The organism is Nocardioides sp. (assembly GCF_030150155.1).
In the GTDB taxonomy this organism is placed as follows: Bacteria; Actinomycetota; Actinomycetes; order Propionibacteriales; family Nocardioidaceae; genus Nocardioides.
On sequence record NZ_JASLGR010000039.1, the window covers coordinates 1 to 23,526 of the forward strand.

Genomic DNA, 23,526 nt, shown 5'->3' on the forward strand with positions numbered 1-23,526 from the left:
GCGATCTACTCCAAGGCCAACAATCCGGGCGACCCAGACACGCAGGCGCTCAACGCGAATGGCGTCACCGCGATCGTCATGGTGTCGCTGCTGGTGTGCCTGATTCCGACGACCAACGGCGCGCTGCTCTCGGCGATCGGCATCGCCGGCATGGACCGGCTGGTGCAGCACAACGTGCTCGCGATGTCGGGCCGTGCGGTCGAGGCCGCCGGTGACGTCAACACCCTGCTGCTCGACAAGACCGGCACGATCACGCTCGGCAACCGCCAGGCCAGCGAGTTCGTCCCCGTCGGCCCGCACTCGGTCGCGGTGCTGAGCGAGGCCGCCCGACTCTCCTCCCTGGCCGACGAGACGCCGGAGGGACGCTCGATCGTGGTCCTCGCCGAGGCCGCGTACGACGGCACCCCCGGACGCCCCGGCACCCCGGGCGTCCCCGAGGAGTGCACCTTCGTCCCGTTCACCGCCCAGACCCGGATGTCTGGCGTCGACCTCGACGACCGCGAGATCCGCAAGGGCGCCGGGTCGGCCGTGATGGCCTGGGTGCGCGGCAACGGCGGCACCGAGCCGACCGGGCTCACCGCGACCGTCGACCAGATCGCCGCCGCCGGTGGCACCCCGCTGGTGGTGGCCGAGTGCCGCCGTGGCCGGACCGCCGAGGTGCTCGGTGTGATCCACCTCAAGGACGTGGTCAAGCCCGGCATGACCGAGCGGTTCGACGAGATGCGCCGGATGGGGATCCGTACGGTGATGATCACCGGCGACAACCCGCTCACCGCCGCCGCGATCGCCCGGGAGGCAGGCGTCGACGACTTCCTCGCCGAGGCCACCCCCGAGGACAAGATGGCGCTGATCAAGGCCGAGCAGGAGGGCGGCCGCCTGGTCGCGATGACCGGTGACGGCACCAACGACGCCCCCGCGCTGGCCCAGGCCGACGTCGGGGTGGCGATGAACTCCGGCACCGCGTCGGCCAAGGAGGCCGGCAACATGGTCGACCTCGACTCCGACCCGACCAAGCTGATCGAGATCGTCGGGATCGGCAAGCAGCTGCTGATCACCCGAGGGGCGCTGACCACCTTCTCGATCGCCAACGACGTCGCGAAGTACTTCGCGATCATCCCGGCCATGTTCGCCGGTGCCTACGCGGGCCTGGACAAGCTCAACATCATGCGGCTGGCCAGCCCGGAGTCGGCGATCCTCTCGGCGGTCATCTTCAACGCCCTGATCATCGTCGCGCTGATCCCGCTCGCCCTGCGCGGCGTGCGCTACCGGCCCTCGGGCGCCGCGGCCCTGCTGCGCCGCAACCTGCTGGTCTACGGCGTCGGCGGCCTGGTCAGCCCCTTCATCGGGATCAAGATCATCGACCTGCTCGTGTCCCGCCTGCCGGGCCTGAGCTGAGAACGGAGCCTCTGATGTCCACAAACACCATCCTCACCGGCCTGCCGCGCTGGCTGCGGCTCACCCTGGTCAGCCTGCGCTTCATGGTCGTCGCCACCGTCGGACTCGGCCTGGCCTACCCGCTGGCGGTCACCGGGATCAGCCAGGTCGCCTTCCACAGCCACGCCAGCGGCTCCCAGATCGTCAGGGACGGACACGTCGTCGGCTCCTCGCTGATCGGCCAGTCCTTCGTCGGCCACCCGGAGTACTTCCAGTCCCGGCCCTCGGCCGCGGGCGACGGCTACGACGCGATGGCGTCCTCGGCCTCCAACCTGTCCCCGGCCAACCCGGAGTTCGTCGCCACCCTGAAGCAGCGGATCGCCGAGATCGCGGCCGCCGACGGGGTGCCGGCCTCGCAGGTGGCACCCGATGCGGTCCAGGCCTCGGGCTCCGGGCTCGACCCCCACATCTCGGTGACGTACGCCGATCAGCAGGTCGCCCGGGTCGCCCGGGCCCGGGGGCTGAGCGAGCAGACGGTCCGCGAGGCGGTCGCCGGTGCGACCCAGGGCCGCGCGCTCGGCCTGATCGGCAACCGGCTGGTCAACGTCGTGGAGCTCAACCTGAAGCTCGACTCGCTGCGATGATCAGCCTATGAGTGCTGGTCAGCTGCGGGTCTACATCGGCGCCGCGCCGGGCGTGGGCAAGACCTACGCCATGCTCGGTGAGGCGCGGCGCCGATGTGAGCGCGGTGCGGACGTGGTGGTCGGCTTCGTGGAGACCCACGGCCGGCCCCACACCGCCGCGATGGTCGAGGGGCTCGAGGTGCTGCCTCGTCGGGTGGTGCCGTATCGGGGCACCCGCGTCGAGGAGCTCGATCTGGACGCCGTACTCGCACGGTCGCCGAAGGTGGTGCTGATCGACGAGCTCGCCCACACCAACACCCCGGGGATGAAGCACGCCAAGCGCTGGGCCGACGTCGAGGAGATCCTCGCCGCCGGGATCGACGTGATCACCACCATCAACGTGCAGCACCTGGAGTCGCTCAACGACGTGGTCGAGAAGATCACCGGGGTGCCGCAGCGCGAGACCGTCCCGGACGCCTTCGTGCGCAGCGCCGAGCAGCTCGAGCTGGTCGACATGTCAGCCCAGGCCCTGCGCCGGCGGCTGGCGCACGGCAACGTCTACGCCGCGGAGAAGGTCGACGCCGCGCTGGCGAACTACTTCCGCGAGGGCAACCTGACGGCCCTGCGCGAGCTGGCGCTGCTGTGGGTGGCCGACCGGGTCGACGCGGCCCTGCAGGACTACCGCGGCCGGCACGACATCGACCGCACCTGGGAGACCCGGGAACGGGTCGTGGTGGCGCTCTCGGGCGGCCCGGAGGGCGAGCAGCTGATCCGTCGGGCGGCCCGGATCGCGGCCCGCTCCGGCTTCGGGGACCTGCTCGCGCTGCACGTCAGCCAGTCCGACGGCCTCACCGGCGCCGACCCGGCGCACCTGGTCGAGCAGCACCGGCTGGTCGAGTCCCTGGGCGGCTCGTTCCACCACGTGCTCGGCGACGACGTGCACGCCGAGCTGCTCGCCTTCGCCAAGGCCGAGAACGCCACCCAGCTGGTCCTGGGCGACAGTCGGCGTCCGTCGTGGAAGCGGGTCTTCGGGCCCGGCATCGGCGCCCAGACGATCCGCGAGTCGGGCGACATCGACGTCCACATCGTCACCCACGCCCAGGCCGGGCAGGGCCGGACCCTGCCGCGGCCCAACGCCGCGGCGCTGAGCGCGGCCCGGCGTACCCGCGGCTACTGGCTGGCGGTGCTGCTGCCCTCGGCACTGGCGGCCGGCCTGCTCGGCTTCGACGACCTGATCAAGCTCAACCTGGCCTCGGACATGCTGACCTTCCTGGTCGCCGTCGTCGCGGTCTCGCTGGTCGGCGGGATCGGTCCGGCGCTGGTCGCCGCACTGCTCGGCTCGGGGCTGATCAACTACTTCTTCACCCCGCCGGTGCACAGCATCACGATCGCCACCCGGAACAACGCGTTCGCCCTGGTGATCTTCGTGCTGGTGGCGTTGATGGTGAGCTGGGTGGTCGATCTCGCCGCCCGGCGTACCCGCGAGGCGGCGCGGGCGGTGGCCGAGTCCCATGCCCTGGCCAACGTCGCGAGTACGCCGGTCACGGACCGGGACTCGTTGGACGGGATGCTCGAGCGGTTCCGGGAGACGTTCGGGGTCGGCTCGACCGCTCTGCTCGAGGCCGAGGGGGCGACCTGGCACACGCTGGCCGAGGCCGGACCGTCGGCACCGGTGACGCCGGACGAGGCCACCGTGCGGCTCAAGGCCGGCACCGGACGGGTGCTGGCCATCGGCGGGTCGGGGCTGCGGCCGCAGGACCGCCGCCTGGCCGACGTGGTCGCCTCCCGGGCCGGGGACGCCGCCGAACGGATCCGGCTCGCCCACGAGGCAGCCCAGGCGGCACCGCTGGCCGAGGCCGACAAGGTCAGGACCGCCCTGCTCGCCGCTGTCGGCCACGACCTGCGGGCGCCGCTGGCCGCGGTGAAGGCGGTCGTCTCGGGCCTGCTCAGTCCGGCGGTGACGGTCAGCGACGAGGACCGCGGTGAGCTGCTGCGCACCGCCGACGCCTCGCTGGACCGGCTCAGCGGTCTGGTCGACAACCTGCTCGACATGTCCCGGCTCCAGGTCGGCGCGATGCCGGTGCACCTGCGCCCGACCCAGGTGGAGGACGTGCTGGCCAGCGCCCTGGACGACCTCGGGGTCTCGCCGCGTGCGGTGATGATCGACCTCGCCCCGGAGCTGCCGCTGGTCAACGCCGATCCGGGACTGCTGGAGCGGGTGATCGTGAACCTGGTCGCCAACGCTCAACGGTATGCCCCGGCCGGGACGCCGCCGCTGCTCAACGGCAGTGCCGTCGGCGGCCGGGTGGAGCTGAGGATCGTCGACCGCGGGCCGGGCATCCCCGACGCCGACATGGACCGCGTCTTCGTGCCGTTCCAGCGGCTGGGGGACACCGACAACGCGGCCGGGATCGGGCTCGGCCTGGCGGTCTCCCGCGGCTTGGTCGAGGCGATGGGTGGGACCCTGGAGCCCGAGGAGACGCCGGGTGGGGGACTGACGATGGTGATCACGCTGGAGCGGATGCCGGCACCGTTGGTGATGCCGGCCTGGGACGCTGCCGGAGAGGACGAGGCATGACGCGGGTACTGGTCGTCGATGACGAGCCGCACATCTCCCGAGCGCTGACCATCAACCTGCGCTCGGCGGGGTTCGAGGTGGTGACGGCGGGCGACGGTGCCGAGGCGCTCAACGGCGTCGTCGAGCATCGACCCGACGTGGTGGTGCTCGACCTGGGGCTGCCCGACATGGACGGGGTCCAGGTGATCGAGTCGCTGCGCGGGTGGAGCCAGGTGCCGATCCTGGTGCTCTCGGGGCGCTCGGACAGCACCGACAAGGTCGACGCCCTCGACGCCGGGGCCGACGACTACGTGACCAAGCCGTTCGGGATGGACGAGCTGCTGGCCCGGCTGCGGGCGATGACCCGGCGCCATGCCGTCGCCGTCGACGAGCCGGCGATCGTCTTCGGCGACGCCCGGGTCGAGCTGGCGGCGAAGCGGGCGACGGTGGCCGACGCCGAGGTACGCCTGACCCCGACGGAGTGGCACCTGTTGGAGGTGTTCGTCCGCAACCCCGGCGTACTGCTGAGTCAACAGCGGCTGCTGCAGGCGGTGTGGGGGCCCGGCTACGAGAACGCGCAGGGCAATCTGCGGCTCTACATGGCGCAGCTGCGGCGCAAGCTGGAGCCCGACTCGTCGCGTCCGCGGTACTTCCGCAACGAGCCGGGGATGGGCTACCGGTTCGAGCCGGACGTCCCGCCGACACCGTGAGCCACGCCGGAAGCGACCCTGATTGGCACTCCTGGCCCGCGGCCCGGTAACCTAGCGGCGCTGTCCTGGAGGTGTCGCCTAGTCCGGTCTATGGCGCCGCACTGCTAATGCGGTTTGGGGTAACCCATCGCGAGTTCAAATCTCGCCACCTCCGCCAGCACGGTGGAGTTCAGCACCACCGCGCAAGGCCCGGTCCCGTGAGGGACCGGGCCTTCGTGCATTTCTCGCCTGTGTGAGCTCCGGGCTGGCCGGTGCGGCGTTACCTGCTGGTCAAACGCGCTGGCAGCAGGGCTGCCCGGGGCTGCCCGGGACCGGCCACCCCCGCCCCGCGCCCTCGCCTGCCCGGATCTGCCTCCTTCGGTATGACATATGCCTCATGAGGCATTCGTCTCGTTCACACCGGGCATATATCCCCGGGACCCTCTGTTGCCTCTTCCTGCCTGACTGTGCCTGGTCAGGCAAATTCAAGGAAAGAGGAACCCCCATGAAGAAGTCCCGTATCGTCGCCGCTCTGCTCGTGGCCGTCACTGCGCTCGGCCTGAGCACTGCCGTCGCCACGGACGCGGCGCGGGCTGACACGCTGCGCTGCTGCTGACGGGTCGCGCATGAGCAGGGTGATGGCCGCACTCGGAGGCCGTCACCCTCGGCGGGGGAGTCCGAGGATCAGGCGAGGGTGGTGACAGCCGCGACGCCGGCGGTGACGACACCGCTCGCGACGCCGGCACGCCGATAGGCGTCCAGTGCTGCGGAGGTCTCTCCGGCAGCCTCGAAGCGGGCCGCGATCTGGTACCAGAGCTTGGCGACCGCACGGTCCTGGCCACCGGCGGCCAGGGCGAGCACGGCCTCGTGGTACGCCGACGTGGCGGCGTCCTTGTCGCGCGGGAGCAGGATCTCGCCACGGAGCACGAGCGCGTCGGCGACCAGGTAGGCGCCGAGCTCGTCGCGCTTGGCCAGGATGGACTCGACCAGCTCGTGAGCGGTGCTCAGGTCGCCGGTCATCACCAGGCCGCGGGCCTGCTCGACGGTCGCGGTGGCGATCTCGGTGGCCGAGGCGCCACTGGTCTCCAGCTCGCGGCTGGCGGTGGCCAGGGTGGCGAGCGCGGTGGTCACGTTCGGCGGCTCCGAGAGCAGGTGGAAGCGACCGATGTTGGCCAGCAGCATGGCGCGCTGGCGGGCGTCGCCGTCGGTGCCGAGCAGGGAGATCGCCTTGCCGGCGTAGTCGATCGCGGCCGAGATGTTGCCCTGCTCGGACTCGCAGACAGAGGCGTTCCAGTAGACGTAGGCCCGCGAGCGCGGCGTACTGGTCTCATCGGCCTGGGCCAGGGTGGACTCGGCCAGACGCAGGGCCCGGGGGATCTCGCCGCGCATCTCGTAGATCCCGGCCAGGGTGACGGCGAGCTGGATGCCGTCGTCGGTGCCGGTGAGGTTGAGCTCCTCGACGTGCTTGAGGGCCTGCTCGCCGGCGGCGGCGGCGGAGTCGAGCTCGCCGGTGTCGCGCAGCGCACGGCACAGCGCCATCTGGGCGCGGAACCAGGTCGTGACGTTCACCGGGTTCTCGGCGACCAGCTTCTCCAGCTTGACGATCGGGTCGGCGCCGAGCGCCTGTCCGGCCAGTGCCTGCAGCAGGTCGGCGAGCTGGCGGTGGTCGGTGTCGAGGTGCTCGGGCAGGTTGTCCAGGCGGAGCACGGCCTGGGCCGCGGAGCCGGTGTTGAGCTCGAGCTCGGCGTAGTCCAGCTCCAGCTGCGCGCGCGCGCGCGAGGGCGTCGCGTCGCCGGTGAGGAGGTCGCGGACCGGGATGTCGAGGTTGCGGGCGAGGCCTTCGAGGATCGCCGGCTCGGGGCGCCGGAGTCCGGCTTCGATGCGCGAGACGTACGCGGTCGAGGAGACCCCGCCGGCGAGCTGGCCCTGCGTCATGCCGCGCTGCTGGCGGAAACGCTTGATGCGGGCACCCAGATCCGTGGGGTCGATGACCTTCAGTTGCAGTGCGAGGTCCCCGTCCATAGCGCCATTGTTCCTCATCCCAGGTTGTGGGGATAGGTGGGCTGCCTCAGAGGCGCTGGGCGAGGACGGGAAGCGAGCGGTACAGCGTCGTCATCGCCTCGTGGGAGCGCCCGCCGATCCAGACCTTGACGTCGGGGGCGGTCTCGACGCCGAGCGGGAGCCACTCCTCGACCCAGGTCTCCAGGGCGTCGGCGACGTGCGTCGAGCCGAGCAGGTGGACCGTCACGCGGGCGGGCGTCGCGAGCAGCGGTACGTCGCTCACCCCGCCGGTCTCCAGGAGCACCTGGCCGTACGACGACGGGTCCAGGTCGGCGAGGACGGCCCGGATCGCCGCGAGATCGCCGAGGTCACCGGCGATCAGGACGTGATCGACGGGCCGGCGGCGACGGTGGGACCTCATGCGTCCAGTATAGGTAAGCCTTACCTCATGCAAAACCCGTGATCCCGGACAGAGAGACGCCCCGCCCCGGGACCGGGGCGGGGCGTCTGTCGTCGTGCGGGTCAGGACGCGACGTGGGCGTGCAGCAGCCAGCGGTCCTTGGTCAGGCCGCGCTCGATCTCGATCGCGACGTCCTGGCTGGACAGGTCGATGTCGTCCAGGCCGGTCACGGCGGCGCGGACGGTGACCAGGGCGGCGTCGATCTGCTCGACGACCTTGGCGACGGTGGACTCCCAGCCCTGGAACCCGTCGGGCAGGGCGGGCAGGGTCGACTTGTCGGCGACGGTGCCCAGTCGGGCGTCGAGCGGCAGACCGAGAGCGATGACCCGCTCGGCCGCGGTGTCGGCGTACTCCTGCGCGTGGGCGACGACCTGGTCCAGCAGCTCGTGGATCCCGATGAAGCTGCCGCCGCGGACGTGCCAGTGGGCCTGCTTGCCGTTGACGGCGAGGGCGGCCAGGTCGATCACGACCGGCGTGAGGAACTGCGCGGCGCCGGCAGCGATCTCCGGGGTGGTGGAGAGGTCGGCGGAGGTGGCGGTGCTCGTGGACATGAGGAGACTCCCAAGACGTGGTGACGGTTGGTGTGTTCCTCAAGCCTGCGACAGATTCTTGATCAGTTCAAGGAAGCCCAGGCTTGCCTGGGTGGCGCCGCTCACGCCCTCAGTGGGTTCGCCCATCCTGCGGTCTCCCGGCCGGGGGCGCATGGGGGTGGCAGGAACCTCTCGTTAGCATCGAGGCCTTGTTTGTGAGCCTGGTAGGGGGAAGTCAGAGTGAAGCCAGCCTGGTGGCGCGCAGTCGGAGCCCTGGTGATGGTGGCTGTGGCGGTCGTGGGCCTGGGCGGATGTGCCGGTTCCGACACCTACGTGGCCGATTCGGACAACTCGGGAGGGGTGGCCGCAACCCTGGGGTGGCATGCGATCGATCCTTCCGTCGCGGTTGAGATCGACACGTCGCATCCGCTCGGATCGGCAAGCGCTCCTGACGTGGACGGGGTCGTCCTGGTCAACATCTGGGCGAGCTACTGCAAGCCATGTGTCCAGGAGATGGCGCTGTTGCAGCGGGCCGCCTCGACGGGACTGGTCCGGGTCCTCGGTCTTTCGCGGGATCGAAGCAGTGACTATGCCTTGTCTGCGCTCCGGAAGCGGAAGGCTACCTATCCCAACTGGATGGACACGGCAGGTCAGTTCAGCTCTGCCCTGGACGGCGCGGTCCCGCTGATGGCCATCCCCTCCTCTGTCCTGGTGAAGGACGGCAAGGCGGTAGCCGCTCATATCGGGGAGATCTCGTCTACTGAGGACATCCGTGCGGGCATCGCGGAGTACGCGCAGTGAGGTTCGCGGTACGGAGCGTCGCCGCCGTCCTCGCGTGCTGTGTTCTGGCCGGATGCGGGGGCAGGACGGTGGTCGTGCCGTTCAGCGGGCACGTCATCTCGGGCCCTGCGATGCAGGCGAGCTCGACCGCGCTCGTGCGCACCTCCGACGATCAGGCAGTCGATCTCGCGCGGCCGCCCGGACGGCGGCTGACGCTTCTCTTCTTCGGCTATACCAAGTGCGAGGACTTCTGCCCGATGGTCCTCACGAACCTCGCTATGGCGATGTCGCGTCTCGATCCTGATGTGCGGAACCAGGTCGCCGTCGTCTTCGTGACGACGGACCCGCAGAGGGACACGGCAGAGGTCGTGAACCGCTACCTGAAGCACATCGACCCTGCGTTCGTCGGCGTGCGAGGTCCGATCGCTGATGTTGCTGCGCTCGCTCGCTCGGTCGGCGTCTACGTCGACGCCGGAGGTTCCTTGGAAGGCGGCGGGTACGACCCTGGTGAGCATGGAACGTTGACGGTCGCTCTGGACTCCCGTGGTCGGTCGAAGGTCTTCTGGCCGATGGAGACAGTCGCGAAGAACTATGCGGCCGACATCGCCTTCATGCTGGAAGGGGCAGGGACGGAACTGCGGGTTCCGCTTCCCGCCGAGTAGCGCCGCCTCGGCGGGGTGTCAGGAGGTCTGCACCATCACGCTCGTCGCCTTCACCACCGCCGTCGCCGGCATCCCCGGCTCCAGGCCGAGCTCGTCGGCCGCCTCGCGGCTCATCAGGGAGACCACCCGGTAGTCGCCGCAGGCCAGCTCGACCTGCGCCATCACACCGTCCTTGGTGACCGCCACCACGATCCCGTCGAAGTGGTTGCGGGCGCTCGTCCCACGCTGCGGCGGCGCCAGCGAGGCCTTCACCTCGCTGAGCTGCGAGGCGGGCAGCACGCGCTGGTTGCCGCGGCGCTCGAAGGTGATCCTGCCCTCGGCCTCCCAGCGGCGCAGGGTGTCGACACTGACGCCGACCGCCTGGGCGACCTCGCCGATACGTAGGTATTCCATGCCGGAATCCTAGGCTTCGGCGCCCTCTGGCGGGAGAGCCGTCGGGAAGGAGACGGTGTGGTCCAGACTCACCCGGACCTGCGCGCCGACCTCGGGCGGGACGCCGTGGTGCAGGCAGCGCACCCGGCCGTTGCTCAACGCCAGGTCGAGCAGGGCACCGTCCTCACGCCGGATCCGACGGGTGACCTCCCCGCTCAGGTCGCCCTCGGGATCGATCCGCACCTGTGCCGCCCGGGTGAGCAAGGTGCCACCCGGGACGGCCAGCACGCCGTCGTACCCCAGGAAGCGGGCCACCTCCAGTGACGGCGGCTCGGCCAGCAACGCCTCGGGGGTGCCGTCGGCCACGATCCGACCGGCCATCATCACGACGATGCGGTCGGCCAGCGCCCACGCGTCGGCGCGGTCGTGCAGCACCACCACGGTGGCCCGCGCAGCCGTCCGCAGCGCCGAGGCGGTCTCCTCGACCAGTGCCGCATGACTGGCGGGATCGAGCCCGGCGAAGGGCTCGTCGAGCAGGAGTACGTCGGGCTGGACGGCTACGCCACGGGCGAGGTGGACCCGGCGGGCCTCCCCGCCGGAGAGCGCGTCGGCCGGACGCCGGGCCAGATGCCCCGCGCCCAGAGCCTCCAGCGCTGCCAACGACCGGGCCCGACGGCGGCCGCGCGGGACGCCCCACCAGGCCTGGGCGAGGTCCACGTTGCGGCGTACCGAGCGCTTCGCGAAGCCGGCGTGCTGGAGGACGGTCGCGATCCGACCCTCCGCTGTGATCGTCCCGGTCGCGGGGAGCAGGCCGCCCAGCGCACTCAGCAGGGTCGACTTCCCGGCGCCGTTCGGGCCGAGGATCGCGACCACCTCGCCCTCGGCCACGTCCAGGTCGAGGCCCTCGATCACGGCGGTGCGTCCACGCTGGACGCCCAGATCACGGACGGTGAGCATCATCGGCGCCACCGCCGTGCCAGCGCAGGTCCGTGCTGGAGCAGGGTCAACAGCGCCCCGACGATCAGGATCAGGCCGAACAGCAGGATGCCGATCGCCGCACCCTGGGTCCAGTGCCCGGCGTTGATCTCGAAGAGCGCCGCACTGGCCAGGGTCTGGTCGTAGCCCTGGATGTTCCCGCCGACCAGGATGATCGCGCCGACCTCCGACATCGCCGTCCCGGCCGCCGCGATCAGGGCCGCCGCGATCCCGGTCCAGGCCTCGCGGGCCGCCAGCACCGCCCGCTGCCAGCCGCGGGCGTGGAAGGCACGGGACTGGTCAAGCAGGCCGCCGGGCAATGCCTGCACCGCGGCGCAGGTCAGCGCCACCATCAGCGGCAGCGCGAGGATCGACTGCGCGATGTAGACCGCCTTGAGGGTGTAGATCAGGTGGAACCGGCCCAGCGCCGAGGCCGGGAACATCAACAGCGCCAGCACCAGACCGACGAAGACCGGGGGCAGCCCCATCCCGGCGTTCGCCAGCGCGATCAGCGCCCCGCGTCCGCGGAACCGTGCCAGGCCGAGCCAGAGCCCGATCGGCAGGCCGATCACCAGGGCCGCGGCGGTGGCGACACCGGCTACCTGCAACGTCACCCAGAGCAGGTGCATCAGCTCGGGGTCACCCGAGATCAGCAGGTCCCACGCCTCGCGCAGGCCGTCGAGCAGGAAAGTCACGATGGTGACGATGTCACGGTGATCGGTCCGACCTTCGTGGTGGTGGCGCTGAGCAGGTCGCGGAACGCAGGTTCGAGGGCATCGTCCTCAGTCTGAGTGATCTGGTCGGTCACGAGTCGGTAGGTGATCTCGCCAAGCTCGGGAGCAGAGACGTGGAAGGCGAAGGCGCCCTCCGCGTCGGTCGTCGCCGAGAACGCGGTGTCGCCGCCCTCCAGACGGACGGTGACGCCAGCGAGTGCCGGCATTCCGGGTACAACGTTCGTCAGCGATCCGCTGATGGTGATCGCTTCGTGGGGCTCGGCGGCGGTGGGCGCGTGGACAGTGACCTTCGGCGATGCCGAGGGCTCGAAGGCCGGATCCTCCGGCTGATAGGCGCCGATGGCGCGCTGGCCAGCAGCCGAGGTGATCCAGTCGAGTAGGGCGGTCGCGCCGGCGACGTTCGTCTTGAGATTGTCGGCCTTGATGGCGGCGAAGCCGGGCGCCTTCGGGTTGATCACGTAGGCGTGGAACGTGTTGACCAACGCCGCGTGACCGCCGCGGGCCGAGGTGTCGTTGTCTCGGGTGAGGAGGGTCAGGGTGGAGACGGCGCCGGTCTCCTGCTGGTGCTGGAGGGTGCCCCGATCGGTGAAGACGTAACAGGAGTTGTGGGGCGCTCCGGTGAAGTTACAGGCGTCGGCCGCGGTGATGTTGGCCGCCTGGGTGAGGCCGGTGGTGCGGTACCAGGCGGGGAAGCCGTGGTCGCCGGTGTCGGCACCCTTGGCGCCGATCGTGCTGGGGCAGGTGCCTGCTGAGGAGTACGGCGACTTCCCGCCGCCATTGGTGGCTGCGACGGTGCACAGCGTGGTCGTCGAGGCCGCTGCCTCGGCCCACAGCGCATGTTCCTGGACGGTGGTGCCGGGGTTGCCGCCGCGGGAGACGAAGGTGGCCTTGCCCTCCGCGCCCGCCCGGGCGATCTTCTCGAAGGCGGTCACGATGTCGTGAGTGCCGCCGTCCAGTACGCCGGCCGGGTCGTCCTTCGGGCCGGCCAGGACGTAGTCGCCCCAGAAGATCGCCCGCCCTGCGGGCTCGGCCGAGTAGCCGTCGGCGACGAACTGGTTCTCCAAGCTCATCGCGTGCACGATCAGGGCCGCTGCCGATCCGGTCTTCGCCGAGGCGATCGCAGCGCCGGTGGCGGAGCCGGTGTACTGCAGGTCGTACTCCGGATAGGCTCGTTCGAATCCCGGCTCGATCACGTCGTGCATCAGATAGGAGTCGGCGACATCGCTGGTCCCGACGACGAGAAGCGGGGTGCGCTTCGGCGCGCCGGGCTGTGCGTCGCTGGCGTCCTGGTGTCGCAGGGCGACGGCGGTACCGGTCACGGCAAGGGCGAGGGCAACGACCCCGGAGGTCCAGGCGATGCGGGTACGGGTGTTCATCGGTGCGTCCTCGCTGGTGTCGAACGATGGAGTGAGCCGTGCGCGACTATACCTAGGAAATACCTATCTAAATCGTTGATCTTGTGGAAGGTGTGAAACGGAGGTTGCGCCGACGCCGACGGGTGGCCGATCGGGTAGGTCGGGGAGGTCGGTCGCGTAGGTCGGTACTGTGACGGGCGTGGGATCGGTGACAGTGCGCTACTTCGCCGGGGCGAAGGCTGCGGCCGGGCGTGAGACCGAGGTCGTCTCCCTCCCCGACGGCGCCACCCTCGCCGACCTCAAGGCGCTGCTCGCCTCCCGCGAGGGGTTCGGAGCGGTCTGCCTGGCCTCGTCGTTCCTGGTGGACGGCTCACAGGCCGACGCGGAGACCGAGCTGCCTGGTGCGGCAGTGGTCGACGTACTCCCGCCGTTTGCCGGCGGGTAGCCGACTTCCGGGTTCACCACGCGCGAGATCCGGGTTCGCCACCGTCGACTTCCGGGTTACCCACGGTTCCAGCGGTCGAGATCGGCGGGTGTGTCCAGGTCCATCGGGTCGACGTCCACCTCGACCTCGTCGATCAGGTCGGCTCGCTGCGCCAGGTAGCGCCGCGCGCCCTCATCGGGACCGGCCAAGATCAGCGCCGCCTGCCACTGCGCGGGGGACATCACGACCGGGTGCGTCCGGATGCGGCGGTCCCGGCCGACCACGACGCCGGTACTGATCCGCCCGGGTCGCCACGACTGCACCACTGCGGCGATGGCCTCCGCCGTCAGCCCGGGCTGATCCACCAGAAGGAGCGCGATCGCGTCCGGCTGCTCCCTCGGCGGTACGCCGGTCACCGCACCGATCCCCAGCGCGAGGCTGCTCCTCATCCCGTCGCCCGGGCTGGGGTTCACGACGCTCCGTACATCCCTCGGCGGCCTGGTTCTCGGACCGATCACCGCCAGGACGGGCTCGCAGCCGCCCGCTTGCGCCAGGTTGATCGCTCGGTCCAGCAGTCGGACCCCGTCGACGACCAGATCTGCCTTCGGCCCGCCCATCCGCACGCCGAGGCCCGCTGCGGCCACGATCCCGGCGATCGAGGGGCGCGTCATGCGGCTCAGGCTAGCCGTGGCGAACCCGGAAGTGGGCGGTGGCGAACCCGGATCTCGCGGGTGGTGAACCCGGATCTCGCGCGTGGTGAACCCGGAAGTCGGCGCCATCAGCCTGAAACGTGGGTATGCCACCATGTGGCCATGCGGGAGATGGTCGGGGAGCTGAGGGGCTGGGTCGAGGCGGAGATGCCGTTCGCCCTCGCCACCGTGGTGGCGACCTGGCACTCCTCGCCCCGCCAGCCCGGCGCGGTGATGGCCGTCGCTGCCAGCGGCGAGGTGCTCGGCAGTGTGTCGGGTGGCTGTGTCGAGGGGGCGCTCTACGACCTGGCGCAGCAGGTGATCGCCAGCGGGACGCCGGTGCTGGAGACGTACGGCGTCTCCGACGACGACGCCTTCGCGGTGGGGCTGACCTGCGGTGGGGTGCTGGAGGTGCTGGTCGAGCCGGTCTTGCCCGCGAGTCGCGGCGCCGTGGTGCTGGCCCGCACCCTCGACGCGATCGTCGAACGCCGCTCGGTCGCGTCCGTGACGCTGCTGGGCCCCGACGCCGACAGCCGCGACACGTTCCTGATCGGGGCGACCGAGACGACGGAGTCGCTCCCGGCGACACTGCCGCCCGCCGGGTCACGTCAGCTGGCCGACACCGCGAGCGCCGAGGCCCAGGACCTGCTCAGCCGCGGCGAGACCGGCATCCTCCATCTCCAGGCCGAGGACGGCAGCCCGGTCCCGGTCGTGGTCAGGTCCTTCGTCGCGCCCCCGCTGATGCTCATCTTCGGGGCCAGCGACTTCGCTCGGGCGCTGTCCCAGATGGGGGCGTTCCTGGGCTACCACGTGGTGGTCTGCGACGCCCGGGGCGTGTTCGCGACCGCCAAGCGCTTTCCGGCGGCCGATGAGGTGGTGGTGACGTGGCCGCACCGCTACCTGGAGCAGGCCCAGCGTGAGGGCCGGGTCGACCACCGTACGGCGATCTGCGTGCTCACCCACGATGCCAAGTTCGATGTCCCGGTGCTGGTGGAGGCACTTGCCGGTCCGGCCGCCTACATTGGGGCGATGGGGAGTCGACGTACGCACGCACACCGGGTCGCGCGGTTGCGCGAGCACGGTGTGAGCGACCTCCAGCTGGCGCGGATCAGCTCGCCGCTCGGCCTCGACCTCGGTGGCGAGACGCCCGAGGAGACGGCCGTCTCGATCGCTGCCGAGATCGTCATGCTCACCCGCGGCGGTACGCCGACACGCCTGGTCGCGGGGGATCGAGCGATCCACCGATGACCCGAACGGTCCCGCTCGGACTGCTCGACCAGCACGGTCGTCGGGCCACGGACCTGCGGGTCTCCCTCACCGACAAGTGCAATCTGCGCTGTACGTACTGCATGCCCGCCGAGGGGCTGTCGTGGCTGCCGAAGCCGGAGCTGCTCACCGACGCCGAGATCGTCCGGCTGGTGCGGATCGCCGTCGGCGAGCTCGGCGTGCGGTCGGTGCGCTTCACCGGAGGCGAGCCGTTGTTGCGCCCGACGCTGCCCGAGCTGATCGCCCGGACGGCGGCGATCGGTGCCGAGGTGGGGGAGCGGCTCGACCTCGCCCTGACCACCAACGGGATCGGTCTGGGCCGGATCGCTCCGGCGCTGCGGGAGGCGGGCCTGCGTCGGCTCAACGTCTCCCTCGACACCCTCGACCGCGAGCGTTTCGCCCAGATGACCCGGCGCGACCGGCTCGGCGACGTCCTGGCCGGGCTCGCCGCCGCCCAGGAGGCGGGTCTGACGCCGGTGAAGGTGAACGCGGTGCTGATCCGTGGGGTCAACGACACCGAGGCACCGGCACTGCTGCGGTTCTGCCTGGAGCGCGGCTACGAGCTGCGGTTCATCGAGCAGATGCCGATCGACGCCGACCACCAGTGGAGCCGCGACCACCTGGTCACGGCCGAGGAGATCCTGGCGTCATTGGCCGGGTCGTTCACGCTGACCCCGGCCGTCGAGGCGCGGGGGAGCGCTCCCGCCGAGCGCTGGACCGTCGACGGCGGCCCGGCCACCGTGGGTGTGATCGCCTCGGTCACGCGGCCCTTCTGCCGGGCCTGCAACCGGACCCGGCTCACCGCCGACGGGCAGGTCCGCAACTGCCTGTTCGCGACCGGGGAGACCGACCTGCGGGGCCTGCTCCGTGGGGGCGCCTCGGACGACGAGATCGCCGACCGCTGGCGGGCGGCGATGTGGCCGAAGGCGGCGGCGCGGGGGATCGCTGAGGGCGAGGCCGCGGCGGAGACAGGGTTCGCCGAGCCCAGTCGCTCGATGAGCGCCATCGGCGGCTGAGCCGGATCGGGCTCGCCGTACCCCTCGACAAACCACCCGCACAGGGGTGACAGTGAACAGGAGCCACCCGCCGCGTCGGTGAGGCGGACCGTCCCGACGCGTGAATCCGCAGGCCTCTGCAACTTTATGCATTGCAAAGAGATGAGGGACCATAGTCCTAACGCGGCCCTGGGGGCCGCGACCAGACTTGTCCTGCAGGTACCTCTCGGGATTCCCATGAACCCAACATGCAAGGACACCCCCATGAAGCTCAGCGCACGCATCATCGCCGTCACGGTCGCCACCGGTGCCGTGAGCCTCGGACTTCTCGGACTGACCGCCCCTGCGCACGCGATGGACTACAGCTGGGGTTACAGCGTCAAGCCGGTCATCAAGACCGTCACCAAGTGACGCTTCCCTAGCGACGAGCTGGCCCCTCCTCCCTCCCCCACTTGGCGGGGCCGCCCCCAACGAGAACGGCAGCAGACTCGGGTCTGTTGCCGTTTTCGTGTCAGAGAGCGGTGTGGGGGTCAGGTCGGATCCGAGGGCAGTGCGCTCGGCTTGATCCCCTCACGACCGATCGCGTAGCCGAGCTGGAACCGGGTCTCGGCCTCGTACTCCTCCTTGAGGTCGGAGACGTAGCCTGCGTACGTGCGTGCGCTGACCCCCAGCCGCTTGGCCGAGACCGGGTCGGAGTAGCCCTCGATCAGCATCCGCATCGTCATCGCCCGTTGCTCCTTGGCGATGTCGCGCTTGGCCTTGTCGTCGCTGCTGTCGAACGGTCGCGCCCGCTCCCAGGTGCGCAGGAAGACGTCGACCAGGTAGGCCACCACCGTCGGCTCCCGGATCGCCATCGCGACCGAGAGGTCGTCCGGCGCGGGGATCACCGCCACCCTGCGGTCGACCACGATCATCCGGTTGAAGAACTCGTCGAGGGTGCGGATCTCGCCGCCCAGCTCGGTCACGGCGGCGACGTACTCACGCGTCGCGGCACTGCGGCGCGCACTGTGCTGGTAGAGCGTGAGCAGCTTGACGCCGCGGGCCAGCAGCTCGCGCTCACCGCTGGTCACCTGGACCGTGTATGTGTCTCCGGTCTCGCGCCCGCTCTGCGGCTGGGCGGTGATCAGCTCGGTCTCGCACTCGGCGACCAGTGCCTCCAGATACGGCCCGATGGCCGGGCCGCGGACGTAGACGAACGGGCCGCGCTCCTCGGCGGCGGCCGAGTGTCGCCAGGCCTGGCCGAGGCTGGCGAAGGTGCGGTTCCACTGCGAGGACTCGTCCAGCAGACGAGCGCCCTCCAGCGACATCGGGCTGACCACGCGGGCCTGGGCCGCGGCCGGGTCGTCGGGGAACCAGCGGCCGGCCTCGGGATCGAGGTGGACCAGGTTCATCCCGACCAACAGGTCGAACGCGGCCCGCAGTGGGCTCGCCTCATCCAGTCGATCGTCGACCGCGGCGATGCCCCGCTCCGCCACGATGGTCTCGTAGAGCCCGATCGCATCCGACTCGAAGAGGGCGCGCTCCTCGGCGGAGTAATAGCCCACGGTGTGTGTCCTCCTGCTGGTCCCAGTCCCCCCTGTCCACGGCAATGATCCCACACCGCCGGTCGCCTCGATTTCGGCAACTGGTCACCCGTGGGCTAGTGTTCTTCCTGTCGCAAAGACGAGCGCCTGTAGCTCAGCTGGATAGAGCATCTGACTACGGATCAGAAGGTCTGGGGTTCGAATCCCTACAGGCGCACAGCACACGAAGGCCCGGTCGATCGACCGGGCCTTCGTGCATTTCGTACGTCGTCACCAGGCGGATTCAGAGCCGCCAGACGGCCAGCGCGGCTGTGACGAAGAGCACCAGCGCCACCGCGATCACGCCGGCAGCGGGCCAGCCCCGCCCCGACTCCGAGGCCGACTCCGAGCCCTCCCCGCTCCCTCCCTCCGCCTCCCCGGCCGCGGCCCGCTCCAGCGCCGTCCCCAGGGCGGCCGCCGAGGCGAACCGGTCGGCCGGCAGGGGAGCGGTCGCGGTGGCCAGCACCCCGTCGATCGCGGCGGGCAGCCCGTGCGCCTCGGCCATCGGCGGCAGGGCGGTGGCGCCGTGGGGCGGGAGGGTGCCGGCGTACAGCTCGAAGGCGACGACCCCCAGGGCGTAGACGTCCGCGCGAGCGTCGAGCTCGGTGCCAGCAGCCTGCTCGGGAGCCATGTAGGCGGGCGTCCCGGCGACCATCGTGAGGGTCGAGGCCTGCTGCAGCAGCTTCGCGCTGCCCAGGTCGGCGACCAGCACCCGTTCCCGGCCGCCGGTGTCGTCGACCAGCAGGTTGCTCGGCTTCACGTCGCGGTGGATCACGCCCTCGTCGTGCAGCACCTGGACCGCGTCGGCAGCCTGGCGGAGCAGAGCGGTGGCGCGGTCGGCGGGCAGGTGGCCGATGCGGTCGGCCAGCGAGCCGCCCGCGACCAGGTCCATCACCAGGTAGGGCCGCTCGATCCCGCCCAGCAGCTCCACGCCGACGTCGTGCACCCGCACCACCGACGGGTGCGCGATCCGGCGCAGCAGGCGGGCCTCGGTCAGGAACCGCTCGCGTACGTCGGCATCGACCGCCCAGTTCTCGGCGAGCACCTTGATCGCGACGACGCTGTCGAGGTCGGGGTCGAAGCCCCGCCAGACGGTCGCGAACGCTCCGGAGCCCAGCGGGTGCTCCAGCACGTACCGCCCGAGCAGGTAACGTCCGTGAGGTGTCACTGCCCCAGTGTGACAAGGGGCGGGTGAGACGGGTGACGGCTCGGCGTGACCGGTGAGGGGAAACATGAGTGAGAGCGACGACGCACACCTGGAGGAGCTCGCCCGGCGGGCGCGCAGCGGTGACCGGGAGGCGCTCGAGGAGATGCTGACCCGGATCCGGCCGATGGTGGTGGGGCGCTGTCGGCAGTTCCTGCCCTACAGCGACGACGCCGAGGAGGCGGCCCAGGACGCGCTGCTGGCGATCGCGACCCGGCTGGAGCGCTTCTCCGGGACCGGGTCGTTCCGGGCGTGGGCGGTCGCGGTCACCTCCAACAGCGCCCGCGACACCTACCGCTCCCTGGTGCGGCGCTCGGCGCGGCAGAGCCCGAGCGACCTGCCCGAGCACCCCGACCCGCGCACGACCAGTGTCATCGCCGGCACCCGGATCGACCTGCTCGACGCGCTGGAGCGGCTGGAGGACTCCTCGCCGAGCGTGGTGGAGTCGTTCCTGCTGCGTGACCTCGGCGGCCTGGACTACCAGCAGATCGTCGAGCTGACCGGGGTGCCGCTGGGCACCGTGAAGGACCGGATCCACCGGGCCCGGGCGTTCCTGCGCACCGCGCTCACCCACGCCGAGGGGCGCTGAGGTGCGGCGCCGGATCGGCACCCCGATCGCCGTCGGGACGGTGGTGCTGGCCCTCGGGCTGGGCTCCGGTGCCGGGCTGATGCTGCGCCAGCACCGCGTCGACGGCGCGGTCGCCGTCAACGGGGCCACCGTGACACCGCGCCCGACCGGCTCCGCGACATCCTCCGTGACGTCCTCCGCGACCGGCTCGTCCAGCGGCTCGCCCAGCACCTCCGCGACCCCTCACGGCTCGTCCTCGCCCAGCGACGACGGCTCGGCGCGCACGTCGGTCCTCGGGGCCGGCAATGTGCTCAGCGCCGCGGATCTGATCGCCGCCGGCTGGCACGGCGTCTCGATCGACTCCGTCGGCAACGGCACCGCCCAGTTCGCGAAGGTCTGTCAGAGCCGTGAGCCGCAGGCCGACGGCGTGGTGACGGCGGCGTACGTCAACGACACCGGGGAGTTCGCGCAGCAGAGCAGCTACGCGTTCAACATCCTGCCGCAGGCCACCACGGCGTACGACGCCATCCTCGCGCTCTACGACCGTGGCCGCTGCGGCGGCAGCACCGTCACCCGGATGACGACCCCGACCGGGGTGACCGGCGGGGTCTGGCACATCACCGGCGGGAGCTGGGGAGCGTCCTATGCCGTGGTGGTCAGGGTGGGGGACCGGATCGGCTGGGCGAGTCTGGCCGACGACCGCCCGGCCGTCGCTCCGGCCGGCGTACCGCTGCTGGCGACGGCGCTGGCGAAAAAGCTCGCCGACTGACCCAACCTTCGGGGCTCGGGCGGCGTCTCCCTCCATGTCAGTCACTCAATGAGGTGAGAGCACCTCGACCGGAGGAGGACCCCATGTCCACGCTTCGCACGACTCAGTTCCGCACCATCGCAGCCCTGTCGGCCGGCGCCGCCGCCGTCACCGTGCTGGGTCTCGGTGGCACCGCGCAGGCCGCCACCCCCACCGCGGCACCCGCCACCGCCAGCACCACCACCTCGGTCCGCGCCAACGCGCTGCATCGGGCCGACCTCGTCGCCGCCCTGGGCGGGACCACCAAGGGCCGCACCAGCACCACCGTCGGTGGCATCTCGGCCTGCACCGGCGAGACCCGGTGGGTCTCCGTCGTCGGCCACCGCACCGGCAACGCCTCGGCCTGGTGGCACGGCAAGACCGGCACCGGGGTGAGCTACGACCTGTCCCAGACCGTCGCTCGCCAGCCCAGCCTGGCCAGCGCGAAGTCCGTCTACCGGAAGCTGGTCCGCCTCAACGCGGAGTGCCAGGGCGAGACCGGTGGGCACTGGACCTACGGCGCCAAACACCGTCCCGCCGTGCGCGGCGGCTCCGCGGTCTGGATGCCGGCCGTCGACGGCGACGGCCGCACCCCCGACGGCGGCGTGATCGTGATGCGGGTGGGCCGGATGGTCACGGTCGCCGAGGTGATCAATCCTGGGGTCAAGCCGAACGTGGTGCGCAGCCTGGTGCAGCCCATCGCGCGGCGCCTGCGCTGAGCGGCGCGACGAGGACGCCCGGGTTAGGTTGAACGCATGATCATCGTCACGACGAACGACATCCCCGGCGCGACCATCACGCGGACGATCGGCGAGGTCTTCGGCCTCACCGTTCGCTCCCGCCACATCGGCTCCAACATCGGTGCCGCCTTCAAGTCCATCGGCGGCGGTGAGCTCAAGGGCATCACCACCCTGCTCCAGGAGGCGCGCGCCGAGGCACTCGAGCGGCTCGCGGCCGAGGCCGAGCGGGCCGGCGGCAACGCCGTGGTGGCGTTCCGCTTCGAGACCACCGAGTATGCCCAGACCGGTGTCGAGGTCTGCGCCTACGGCACCGCGGTGATCGTCTCCTGACCCTGCCTATCGCAGCGAACGCAGCGCCGACCGGGCGGCCAGGTACCCGCACATCCCGTGCGCACCGGCCCCCGGCGGCGTTGCTGCGGAGCAGAGATACGTCCCCGGTACGCCGGTCGCGTACGGGTCCAGGGCCAGCCGCGGGCGGGCCAGGATCTGGCTCAGGTCCGAGGCCCCGGTAGCGATGTCGCCGCCGATGTAGTTCGGGTTGTGCCGGGCCATGTCGGTCGCCGATCGCACGTACGTCGCCCGGATCACGTCCTGGAAACCCGGGGCGAACCGCTCGATCTGCGCCGTCAGTGCCTCGGTGGCATCGCCGGTGTAGCCGGCCGGGACGTGGGCGTAGGCGTAGACCGGCTTGAGGTCGGTGCTGGTGCGGGTGGGGTCGGCGAGGTACTGCTGCCCGACGATCACGAAGGGCCGCCCGGGCATCCGGCCGGCCACCACGTCGGCCTCGGCGGCGGCGATCTCGGCGACCGTGCCACCCAGGTGCACGGTGCCCGCCGAGCGCGCCGGCCCATAGGCCCACGGGATGCCGCCCTCGACGGCGAAGTCGACCTTGAACGCAGCCGGGCCGTGCCGGAACGCCTGGTAGGCGCGCAGCACCCGCGGCGGGAGGGCGTCGCCGAGGATCCGGGCCGCGGCCGACGGGGTGGTGTCGAGCAGCAGCAGGTCGGGGGAGCCGAGGTCGGCGGCCGAGGTGACCAGCCGGCCGGTCTCGAACCGGGCGCCGAGCCCGCGCAGCCGGTCGATCAGGACGTCGGCGATCGCGGCCGAGCCGCCCTCGGCGGCAGGCCAGCCGTAGCGGTGCGCCGCGGAGCCGAGCGCGACCCCGACGGCAGCGGAGAAGGGGCGGTCCAGGCGGGTGAAGGCGTGGGCGGCGATGCCGCTGAAGAGACCTCGGGCCTCCTCGCCCTGCCAGCGTCCGGTCAGGGTGGTGGTCGCGTGGGCGGCGTACCGACCGAAGCGCGCCAGCGCGAGCGGGTGCTCGGGCAGGTGGAGCAGGGGGCGGAGGAAGTCGGCGGCGATCGCGTCGAAGTCGCGGGTCAGCGGACCGAAGAGCCGCTGCCAGGCGGCACCGTCCTCGCCGAGGCCGGTGGCGGTCTGCTCGACGGAGCGGTCCAGCACGGCGCCGCGGCCCTGGTCGAGCGGGTGGGCGAGCTCGTGGTCGGCCCAGTGCCAGGTGACGGCGTCGGCGATCCCGAAGCGGTCGACGAAGGCCGAGGAGGTGGCGAACGGGTGGAAGGCCGAGCACTCGTCGTGGATCAGGCCGGGCAGGGTGAGCTCGGCCGAGCGCAGTCCGCCGCCGAGCTCGGTGGCCGCCTCGATCACGGTGACCTCGACGCCGGCCTCGGCCAGGGTGAGGGCTGCTGCGAGTCCGTTGGGGCCGCTGCCGACCACGACCGCGGATGTCATGGCAGCAACCTACTGCCGCACTGAGGTCAGCGCAGGGCGAAGAAGGCGCCGACGATGCCGGGCAGCAGGCCGAAGGCCAGCCACGGCACGTACCGCCAGGCGAAGGCGTTCTTCTTGTGCATCGCGAAGCCGGCGACCATGCCGAGCACGCCGAAGATGGCGGCGATCACGTTGAGGCCGATCCGGGCGGCGGTCGCGTCCTCCTTGAGCACGAGGGAGGCGGCGGCGCAGCCGGCGGCCATGTGCCAGGCGACGGCGACGATCGTGACCGCCCAGACCCAGCGCTGCACGTTGGTGAGGTGGAAGTCGTTGACCGGTCGCTGGAGGTTGTCGGGGTCCATCAGGTGCCGGGGTCGCTTGACCGGCTTCGCGGGCTTGGCGGGCTCCGGTGTGGCGGTGGACTCGACAGGGGCTACCTGATTCATGACCTCTC

The 23,526-nt window shown here is 71.2% G+C and carries 26 protein-coding genes and 2 tRNA genes; 16 read left to right on the forward strand and 12 right to left on the reverse strand.

Going from position 1 to position 23,526, the window contains the following annotated elements:
* The 5 genes from kdpB to Q1V88_RS11915 all read left to right on the forward strand — a co-directional run.
* Positions 1–1,395 (forward strand): potassium-transporting ATPase subunit KdpB (kdpB, locus tag Q1V88_RS11895; protein WP_300681413.1); only part of this gene is annotated, 1,395 nt, incomplete at its 5' end.
* Positions 1,396–1,409: 14 nt separating this feature from the next.
* Entirely contained in the window at positions 1,410–2,018 is a 609-nt protein-coding gene (gene kdpC, locus Q1V88_RS11900; protein ID WP_300681414.1) for a potassium-transporting ATPase subunit KdpC, read from the forward strand.
* A gap of 7 nt (positions 2,019–2,025) precedes the next feature.
* On the forward strand, positions 2,026–4,575 hold the full coding sequence (locus Q1V88_RS11905) for a DUF4118 domain-containing protein (RefSeq protein ID WP_300681415.1): 2,550 nt from the start codon (positions 2,026–2,028) through the stop codon (positions 4,573–4,575).
* The gene (locus Q1V88_RS11910; RefSeq protein ID WP_300681416.1) at positions 4,572–5,264 is read left to right on the forward strand and encodes a response regulator; all 693 of its coding nucleotides are present in this window, start codon (positions 4,572–4,574) and stop codon (positions 5,262–5,264) included. The genes Q1V88_RS11905 and Q1V88_RS11910 overlap by 4 nt, the downstream gene beginning before the upstream one ends.
* A gap of 67 nt (positions 5,265–5,331) precedes the next feature.
* Positions 5,332–5,421, forward strand: a tRNA-Ser gene (locus Q1V88_RS11915).
* Between the two features lie 506 nt (positions 5,422–5,927).
* On the opposite strand, the gene Q1V88_RS11920 is transcribed toward Q1V88_RS11915, so the two are convergent.
* The 3 genes from Q1V88_RS11920 to Q1V88_RS11930 form a co-directional block, all read right to left on the reverse strand.
* Positions 5,928–7,265: a helix-turn-helix transcriptional regulator gene (locus Q1V88_RS11920; RefSeq protein WP_300681417.1), complete on the reverse strand. Its 1,338-nt coding sequence runs from the start codon at positions 7,263–7,265 to the stop codon at positions 5,928–5,930.
* A gap of 46 nt (positions 7,266–7,311) precedes the next feature.
* Positions 7,312–7,665: an SIP domain-containing protein gene (locus tag Q1V88_RS11925; RefSeq protein WP_300681418.1), complete on the reverse strand. Its 354-nt coding sequence runs from the start codon at positions 7,663–7,665 to the stop codon at positions 7,312–7,314.
* Positions 7,666–7,766: 101 nt separating this feature from the next.
* Entirely contained in the window at positions 7,767–8,255 is a 489-nt protein-coding gene (locus Q1V88_RS11930; protein ID WP_300681419.1) for a DNA starvation/stationary phase protection protein, read from the reverse strand.
* Between the two features lie 258 nt (positions 8,256–8,513).
* Here Q1V88_RS11930 and Q1V88_RS11935 point away from each other — a divergent pair, with 258 nt between their 5' ends.
* Entirely contained in the window at positions 8,514–9,035 is a 522-nt protein-coding gene (locus Q1V88_RS11935) for a TlpA disulfide reductase family protein (protein ID WP_300681541.1), read from the forward strand.
* Positions 9,036–9,103: 68 nt separating this feature from the next.
* Entirely contained in the window at positions 9,104–9,676 is a 573-nt protein-coding gene (locus Q1V88_RS11940) for an SCO family protein (RefSeq protein WP_300681420.1), read from the forward strand.
* Positions 9,677–9,694: 18 nt separating this feature from the next.
* On the opposite strand, the gene Q1V88_RS11945 is transcribed toward Q1V88_RS11940, so the two are convergent.
* The 4 genes from Q1V88_RS11945 to Q1V88_RS11960 are packed head-to-tail and all read right to left on the reverse strand — an operon-like array spanning position 9,695 to position 13,133.
* Entirely contained in the window at positions 9,695–10,069 is a 375-nt protein-coding gene (locus Q1V88_RS11945; protein WP_300681421.1) for a TOBE domain-containing protein, read from the reverse strand.
* A gap of 9 nt (positions 10,070–10,078) precedes the next feature.
* Positions 10,079–11,008 (reverse strand): ABC transporter ATP-binding protein, encoded by a 930-nt coding sequence (locus Q1V88_RS11950; protein WP_300681422.1) that lies wholly within the window; start codon positions 11,006–11,008, stop codon positions 10,079–10,081.
* On the reverse strand, positions 11,005–11,718 hold the full coding sequence (locus tag Q1V88_RS11955) for an ABC transporter permease (protein ID WP_300681423.1): 714 nt from the start codon (positions 11,716–11,718) through the stop codon (positions 11,005–11,007). The genes Q1V88_RS11950 and Q1V88_RS11955 overlap by 4 nt, the downstream gene beginning before the upstream one ends.
* Complete coding sequence (locus Q1V88_RS11960) at positions 11,715–13,133, reverse strand: substrate-binding domain-containing protein (protein ID WP_300681424.1); 1,419 nt, start codon at positions 13,131–13,133, stop codon at positions 11,715–11,717. The genes Q1V88_RS11955 and Q1V88_RS11960 overlap by 4 nt, the downstream gene beginning before the upstream one ends.
* 178 nt (positions 13,134–13,311) lie before the next feature.
* Here Q1V88_RS11960 and Q1V88_RS11965 point away from each other — a divergent pair, with 178 nt between their 5' ends.
* Entirely contained in the window at positions 13,312–13,557 is a 246-nt protein-coding gene (locus Q1V88_RS11965; protein WP_300681425.1) for a MoaD/ThiS family protein, read from the forward strand.
* Positions 13,558–13,613: 56 nt separating this feature from the next.
* Here the strand turns inward: Q1V88_RS11965 and Q1V88_RS11970 are convergent, their stop codons facing one another.
* A complete protein-coding gene (locus tag Q1V88_RS11970) occupies positions 13,614–14,207 on the reverse strand; it encodes an NTP transferase domain-containing protein (RefSeq protein WP_300681426.1) in 594 nt (197 codons plus the stop codon).
* A gap of 141 nt (positions 14,208–14,348) precedes the next feature.
* Here Q1V88_RS11970 and Q1V88_RS11975 point away from each other — a divergent pair, with 141 nt between their 5' ends.
* The 3 genes from Q1V88_RS11975 (at position 14,349) to Q1V88_RS11985 (ending at position 16,897) form a co-directional block, all read left to right on the forward strand.
* On the forward strand, positions 14,349–15,473 hold the full coding sequence (locus Q1V88_RS11975; protein ID WP_300681427.1) for an XdhC/CoxI family protein: 1,125 nt from the start codon (positions 14,349–14,351) through the stop codon (positions 15,471–15,473).
* Positions 15,470–16,507 (forward strand): GTP 3',8-cyclase MoaA, encoded by a 1,038-nt coding sequence (gene moaA / locus Q1V88_RS11980; RefSeq protein WP_300681428.1) that lies wholly within the window; start codon positions 15,470–15,472, stop codon positions 16,505–16,507. The genes Q1V88_RS11975 and moaA overlap by 4 nt, the downstream gene beginning before the upstream one ends.
* Positions 16,508–16,750: 243 nt before the next feature.
* Positions 16,751–16,897 carry a hypothetical protein gene (locus Q1V88_RS11985; RefSeq protein WP_300681429.1) on the forward strand — a complete coding sequence of 49 codons (147 nt, stop codon included), beginning with the start codon at positions 16,751–16,753 and terminating at the stop codon, positions 16,895–16,897.
* A gap of 119 nt (positions 16,898–17,016) precedes the next feature.
* Here Q1V88_RS11985 and Q1V88_RS11990 read toward each other — a convergent pair whose 3' ends face one another.
* Positions 17,017–18,030, reverse strand: a complete 1,014-nt coding sequence (locus Q1V88_RS11990; protein WP_300681430.1) for a LuxR family transcriptional regulator — start codon at positions 18,028–18,030, stop codon at positions 17,017–17,019.
* Between the two features lie 122 nt (positions 18,031–18,152).
* On the opposite strand from Q1V88_RS11990, the gene Q1V88_RS11995 reads away from it, so the two are divergent.
* Positions 18,153–18,226: transfer RNA gene (locus Q1V88_RS11995), tRNA-Arg, on the forward strand.
* A gap of 66 nt (positions 18,227–18,292) precedes the next feature.
* Here the strand turns inward: Q1V88_RS11995 and Q1V88_RS12000 are convergent.
* Positions 18,293–19,216 carry a serine/threonine-protein kinase gene (locus Q1V88_RS12000; RefSeq protein ID WP_300681431.1) on the reverse strand — a complete coding sequence of 308 codons (924 nt, stop codon included), beginning with the start codon at positions 19,214–19,216 and terminating at the stop codon, positions 18,293–18,295.
* Positions 19,217–19,280: 64 nt separating this feature from the next.
* Here Q1V88_RS12000 and Q1V88_RS12005 point away from each other — a divergent pair, with 64 nt between their 5' ends.
* From Q1V88_RS12005 to Q1V88_RS12020, 4 genes are all read left to right on the forward strand, one after another.
* On the forward strand, positions 19,281–19,841 hold the full coding sequence (locus tag Q1V88_RS12005; RefSeq protein ID WP_300681432.1) for a sigma-70 family RNA polymerase sigma factor: 561 nt from the start codon (positions 19,281–19,283) through the stop codon (positions 19,839–19,841).
* A 1-nt stretch (position 19,842) separates the two neighbouring features.
* A complete protein-coding gene (locus Q1V88_RS12010; RefSeq protein WP_300681433.1) occupies positions 19,843–20,589 on the forward strand; it encodes a hypothetical protein in 747 nt (248 codons plus the stop codon).
* Between the two features lie 83 nt (positions 20,590–20,672).
* Positions 20,673–21,326, forward strand: a complete 654-nt coding sequence (locus tag Q1V88_RS12015; protein ID WP_300681434.1) for a hypothetical protein — start codon at positions 20,673–20,675, stop codon at positions 21,324–21,326.
* A 36-nt stretch (positions 21,327–21,362) separates the two neighbouring features.
* Positions 21,363–21,677, forward strand: coding sequence for a YbjQ family protein (locus Q1V88_RS12020; protein ID WP_300681435.1), 315 nt, complete (start codon positions 21,363–21,365; stop codon positions 21,675–21,677).
* Between the two features lie 6 nt (positions 21,678–21,683).
* Here the strand turns inward: Q1V88_RS12020 and Q1V88_RS12025 are convergent, their stop codons facing one another.
* Complete coding sequence (locus Q1V88_RS12025) at positions 21,684–23,093, reverse strand: NAD(P)/FAD-dependent oxidoreductase (protein WP_300681436.1); 1,410 nt, start codon at positions 23,091–23,093, stop codon at positions 21,684–21,686.
* A gap of 26 nt (positions 23,094–23,119) precedes the next feature.
* Positions 23,120–23,518 carry a hypothetical protein gene (locus Q1V88_RS12030; protein ID WP_300681437.1) on the reverse strand — a complete coding sequence of 133 codons (399 nt, stop codon included), beginning with the start codon at positions 23,516–23,518 and terminating at the stop codon, positions 23,120–23,122.
* Positions 23,519–23,526 lie beyond the last annotated feature (8 nt).

Excerpts from the sequence above, each read along its gene's own strand:
- Q1V88_RS11975 (WP_300681427.1), top strand. The coding sequence starts at position 14,349 with ATGCGGGAGATGGTCGGGGAGCTGAGGGGCTGGGTCGAGGCGGAGATG.
- Q1V88_RS12015 (WP_300681434.1), top strand. The coding sequence starts at position 20,673 with ATGTCCACGCTTCGCACGACTCAGTTCCGCACCATCGCAGCCCTGTCG.
- Q1V88_RS12025 (WP_300681436.1), bottom strand. The coding sequence starts at position 23,093 with ATGACATCCGCGGTCGTGGTCGGCAGCGGCCCCAACGGACTCGCAGCA.
- Q1V88_RS12005 (WP_300681432.1), top strand. The coding sequence starts at position 19,281 with ATGAGTGAGAGCGACGACGCACACCTGGAGGAGCTCGCCCGGCGGGCG.
- Q1V88_RS11935 (WP_300681541.1), top strand. The coding sequence starts at position 8,514 with ATGGTGGCTGTGGCGGTCGTGGGCCTGGGCGGATGTGCCGGTTCCGAC.
- Q1V88_RS11920 (WP_300681417.1), bottom strand. The coding sequence starts at position 7,265 with ATGGACGGGGACCTCGCACTGCAACTGAAGGTCATCGACCCCACGGAT.
- kdpC (WP_300681414.1), top strand. The coding sequence starts at position 1,410 with ATGTCCACAAACACCATCCTCACCGGCCTGCCGCGCTGGCTGCGGCTC.
- Q1V88_RS11960 (WP_300681424.1), bottom strand. The coding sequence starts at position 13,133 with ATGAACACCCGTACCCGCATCGCCTGGACCTCCGGGGTCGTTGCCCTC.
- Q1V88_RS11945 (WP_300681421.1), bottom strand. The coding sequence starts at position 10,069 with ATGGAATACCTACGTATCGGCGAGGTCGCCCAGGCGGTCGGCGTCAGT.
- Q1V88_RS11950 (WP_300681422.1), bottom strand. The coding sequence starts at position 11,008 with ATGATGCTCACCGTCCGTGATCTGGGCGTCCAGCGTGGACGCACCGCC.
- Q1V88_RS11930 (WP_300681419.1), bottom strand. The coding sequence starts at position 8,255 with ATGTCCACGAGCACCGCCACCTCCGCCGACCTCTCCACCACCCCGGAG.
- Q1V88_RS11970 (WP_300681426.1), bottom strand. The coding sequence starts at position 14,207 with ATGACGCGCCCCTCGATCGCCGGGATCGTGGCCGCAGCGGGCCTCGGC.
- Q1V88_RS11925 (WP_300681418.1), bottom strand. The coding sequence starts at position 7,665 with ATGAGGTCCCACCGTCGCCGCCGGCCCGTCGATCACGTCCTGATCGCC.
- Q1V88_RS12020 (WP_300681435.1), top strand. The coding sequence starts at position 21,363 with ATGATCATCGTCACGACGAACGACATCCCCGGCGCGACCATCACGCGG.
- Q1V88_RS11905 (WP_300681415.1), top strand. The coding sequence starts at position 2,026 with ATGAGTGCTGGTCAGCTGCGGGTCTACATCGGCGCCGCGCCGGGCGTG.
- moaA (WP_300681428.1), top strand. The coding sequence starts at position 15,470 with ATGACCCGAACGGTCCCGCTCGGACTGCTCGACCAGCACGGTCGTCGG.
- Q1V88_RS11985 (WP_300681429.1), top strand. The coding sequence starts at position 16,751 with ATGAAGCTCAGCGCACGCATCATCGCCGTCACGGTCGCCACCGGTGCC.
- Q1V88_RS11910 (WP_300681416.1), top strand. The coding sequence starts at position 4,572 with ATGACGCGGGTACTGGTCGTCGATGACGAGCCGCACATCTCCCGAGCG.
- Q1V88_RS12030 (WP_300681437.1), bottom strand. The coding sequence starts at position 23,518 with ATGAATCAGGTAGCCCCTGTCGAGTCCACCGCCACACCGGAGCCCGCC.